The sequence below is a fragment of the Hyphomicrobium sp. genome, assembly GCF_020852195.1.
Classification (GTDB): domain Bacteria; phylum Pseudomonadota; class Alphaproteobacteria; order Rhizobiales; family Hyphomicrobiaceae; genus Hyphomicrobium_C.
Window position 1 is genome coordinate 1 of the sequence record NZ_JADZBI010000251.1, and the last position, 2,654, is coordinate 2,654.

The 2,654-nt window shown below is 67.5% G+C and carries 4 protein-coding genes and 1 pseudogene; 1 reads left to right on the forward strand and 4 read right to left on the reverse strand.

The window, feature by feature from the left end; all coding sequences use genetic code 11:
* Positions 1–125 (reverse strand): TRAP transporter large permease subunit (locus IT540_RS20870; RefSeq protein WP_366030462.1); only part of this gene is annotated, 125 nt, incomplete at its 3' end.
* A 175-nt stretch (positions 126–300) separates the two neighbouring features.
* Here IT540_RS20870 and IT540_RS20630 point away from each other — a divergent pair.
* Complete coding sequence (locus IT540_RS20630) at positions 301–708, forward strand: DUF3617 family protein (RefSeq protein WP_291181761.1); 408 nt, start codon at positions 301–303, stop codon at positions 706–708.
* A 149-nt stretch (positions 709–857) separates the two neighbouring features.
* Here the strand turns inward: IT540_RS20630 and IT540_RS20635 are convergent, their stop codons facing one another.
* From IT540_RS20635 to IT540_RS20875, 3 genes and pseudogenes are all read right to left on the reverse strand, one after another.
* The gene (locus IT540_RS20635; protein ID WP_291181762.1) at positions 858–1,172 is read right to left on the reverse strand and encodes an addiction module antidote protein; all 315 of its coding nucleotides are present in this window, start codon (positions 1,170–1,172) and stop codon (positions 858–860) included.
* A 100-nt stretch (positions 1,173–1,272) separates the two neighbouring features.
* Positions 1,273–1,725 carry a vWA domain-containing protein gene (locus IT540_RS20640; protein ID WP_366030464.1) on the reverse strand — a complete coding sequence of 151 codons (453 nt, stop codon included), beginning with the start codon at positions 1,723–1,725 and terminating at the stop codon, positions 1,273–1,275.
* 286 nt (positions 1,726–2,011) lie between these two features.
* Positions 2,012–2,533, reverse strand: a pseudogene (locus IT540_RS20875) (hypothetical protein); the annotation flags it as partial.
* Positions 2,534–2,654 lie beyond the last annotated feature (121 nt).

Consider the following 2,654-nt stretch of genomic DNA (forward strand, 5'->3'; position numbering starts at 1 on the left):
AAGAACATCGAGGCCACGATCACCGCGCAGGCGAGCCCGCCCGGTGCCCAGCCCACCAGCGAGTCGGAGAAGTCGATCAGCTGCTGCGAGATGCCGCCGCGCTCCATGATCGAGCCGGCCAGCATGAGCGGCGGCGCAAAGTGGGTCCAGCCCGCTTTGGGATGGCCGCTGGCGTTGATAAGAGGGTCGGCTCGCGAAGGGTCAGGTGGTACTCGGGGAACGTAGGCTGGCTTGCAGATGTGGGATGGCCGCTCGGCGGCATAGGCGTAGGATTACGGGGCGCCTCGCAAGGAGAACGATATGCCACGTGTGCTCGGGTTGCTGGCACTGTTGCCCGTACTTGTCCAAGCGCAGACCTTGGCAGTGAAGAACGGCGCTTGGGAAACGACGACCAAGAGCGCGATGCTTCCGCGCCCGGTGGTGGCAAAGGATTGCGTGACGAAGGCTGACCTCGAGCAGTTGGCTAAGGGTGGCGACCAAGACGATGACGACTCGTGCAAGTTGGTGAAGCCGCCGGTTGCGAGTGGCAACAAGTGGGTAGCCGACCGCAAGTGCTCGGACGGCAGAACCGTTCATGCCGAGTTCGTCGCTGAATCGCCGGAGAAGGTGACGGGGGCGATAGTGACCAGCGTTCCCAGGAGCGGAGCACCGGTGCGGATTGAACTCAGCTCCCGGTGGCTTGGTGCCAGCTGCGCCGGCCTCAAGTAGGCCGGTTGGGACGTGTACCCAAGTAGCTTGTGCCGCCTAACGTCTTGGTTCAGCGGCGCGTGGGGCAGACGGCCGCGTGCGTCAGCGCGCGGGCGGCTGGGTCAAGCCTCCGCTGCAGCGACCAGTCAGGCATCGTATCGCTGCGACGGCTACGCCGCCTCTGCCTGCAACTTGACCCCTAGTGCATGCGCAACCTTGAGCACTGTGGCGAAGCTCGGATTGCCATCGGCACTCAGGGCCCGATAGAGACTCTCGCGGCTAAGACCGGCATCCTTGGCGACTTGGCTCATGCCCTTGGCTGGGGCAATGTCCCCGAGTGCCTTTGCAATACCTGCTGCGTCATCCGGCGCCTCCTCGAGCCAGGCGTCGAGGTACGCCGCCATCTCCTCGGGCGTGCGCAGGTGTTCCGCGACGTCGTAGGGTGTCGTCCGTGTCTTGATAGTCTTGCTTGCGGCACGGGGCATGACGTACTACTCCTTGAAGCTTCTGGCCAACCTGATAGCCAACTGGATGTCCTTCGACTGACTCGACTTGTCGCCTCCGGCCAAGAGAAGCAACCGGGGTTCAGCGGCCAGGCTCGTCCAGCGCCGGCACGCGGGCGACCGGCCATTCCATCTGCGCGCAGAAGCTTCCGCTGCAGCCGTCCAGCAGACCGACCCGCACCCGGGGCTTGGCGCGACGCAGCCGGTCGGCCAGCGCCGAGGGGATCTCCTGCACGTCGCCGTCGGTGATCACGACGGCCCGGCCCACGCGCGACTCGGCGAGGTGCCGCGCCACGCTGGCGATGTGCGTGCCGCCGGTGGAACGGAAGCGGCTGGACGCGAGCTCCGAACGCGTGACGGGGTGCACCTCGGTCGAGAAGCCGAACAGCGGCCACGGCACCAACGCAGCCGACTCCGTGAGCGCCTCGAGCAGGACCGGCAGCCACGGGGACATCGACCCCGAGACGTCCAGATACACCGTCACCTGGCCCGCCGGCTCTCGCTCCGCGTGATGCAGAACCCCGTGCCACCACAGCGGCTCGGTTCACATCAGGCGATGCAGCTGCGCGCGGCGATCCCCGGCCTGCGGCAGCGGCGTGAAGGCCTCGGTCTCGACCGGGCGGCTCACCCAGGGCCCGTCGTCGGACCCGAACGCCGGGAGTGGCCGGCCATCCCGCGGGCGGGCCGAGCAGGCTCCAGGGCCCCTCGGCGGCCGCGCCGGCCGAGAAGAACGACGTGAACTCGACGTCGGGGTGCAGCCGACACAGCTGCGCGTTGACGATGCAGTCGAAGGCCCAGTTGGCGGCCAGGGTAGGGCGCCGGTACATCCGGGTGTGGCTGAGCAGCACGTGGTAGAGCTCGTGCATCACCAGCATCGACAGGTGCGCGTCGGTGCGGCAGCGCTCAGCGACGAATGCCGGGTTGATCAGCAGCCGCGAGCGCGCGCCGACCGTCACCGCCGCGGTGGGCACGGCGTCGGTGGCCTCGAGCGACAGCAACTGCAGCAGCTTGCCGAAGGCGGGATGTCGCAGCGGCACGCACTGCCGGACCCGCTCGGCGAGAAGACGACCCTCGGCTGCGGAGATCGAGGCGGAGTCGCGGTGAAAGTCCGGACGCAGCGAAGGCGACGCGATGGTGTTCGTCACGAGCCCGATCCTTGGTTCGAGGGGGCGGCGGGGAGCAGCGGCCGCACGCGGCCGGGCTCGACCGGCAGCCAGATCTCCCAGGTGCCCGATGGCGTGGCACCGCCCCAGAGGTTGATCAGGTTCGAAAGGGGCCAGCAGCGGGCAAACGACGCGCAACTGCATAAATGCCTCAGCCGTGAACTTGTTTCTCAGGAGCATTTCAGGCCCGCGGCCGGACCCGGCGTAGGCAGAGAAACATCGATGCGGTACAAGGTGAGCGGCAGCGCCGATATGACCGACCCAGCATTGGTGCGAGCGGTAGCGAGCCCGCTTGAGAGCA

Coding starts and splice junctions, on each gene's coding strand:
- IT540_RS20630 (WP_291181761.1), top strand. CDS start 301: ATGCCACGTGTGCTCGGGTTGCTGGCACTGTTGCCCGTACTTGTCCAA.
- IT540_RS20635 (WP_291181762.1), bottom strand. CDS start 1,172: ATGCCCCGTGCCGCAAGCAAGACTATCAAGACACGGACGACACCCTAC.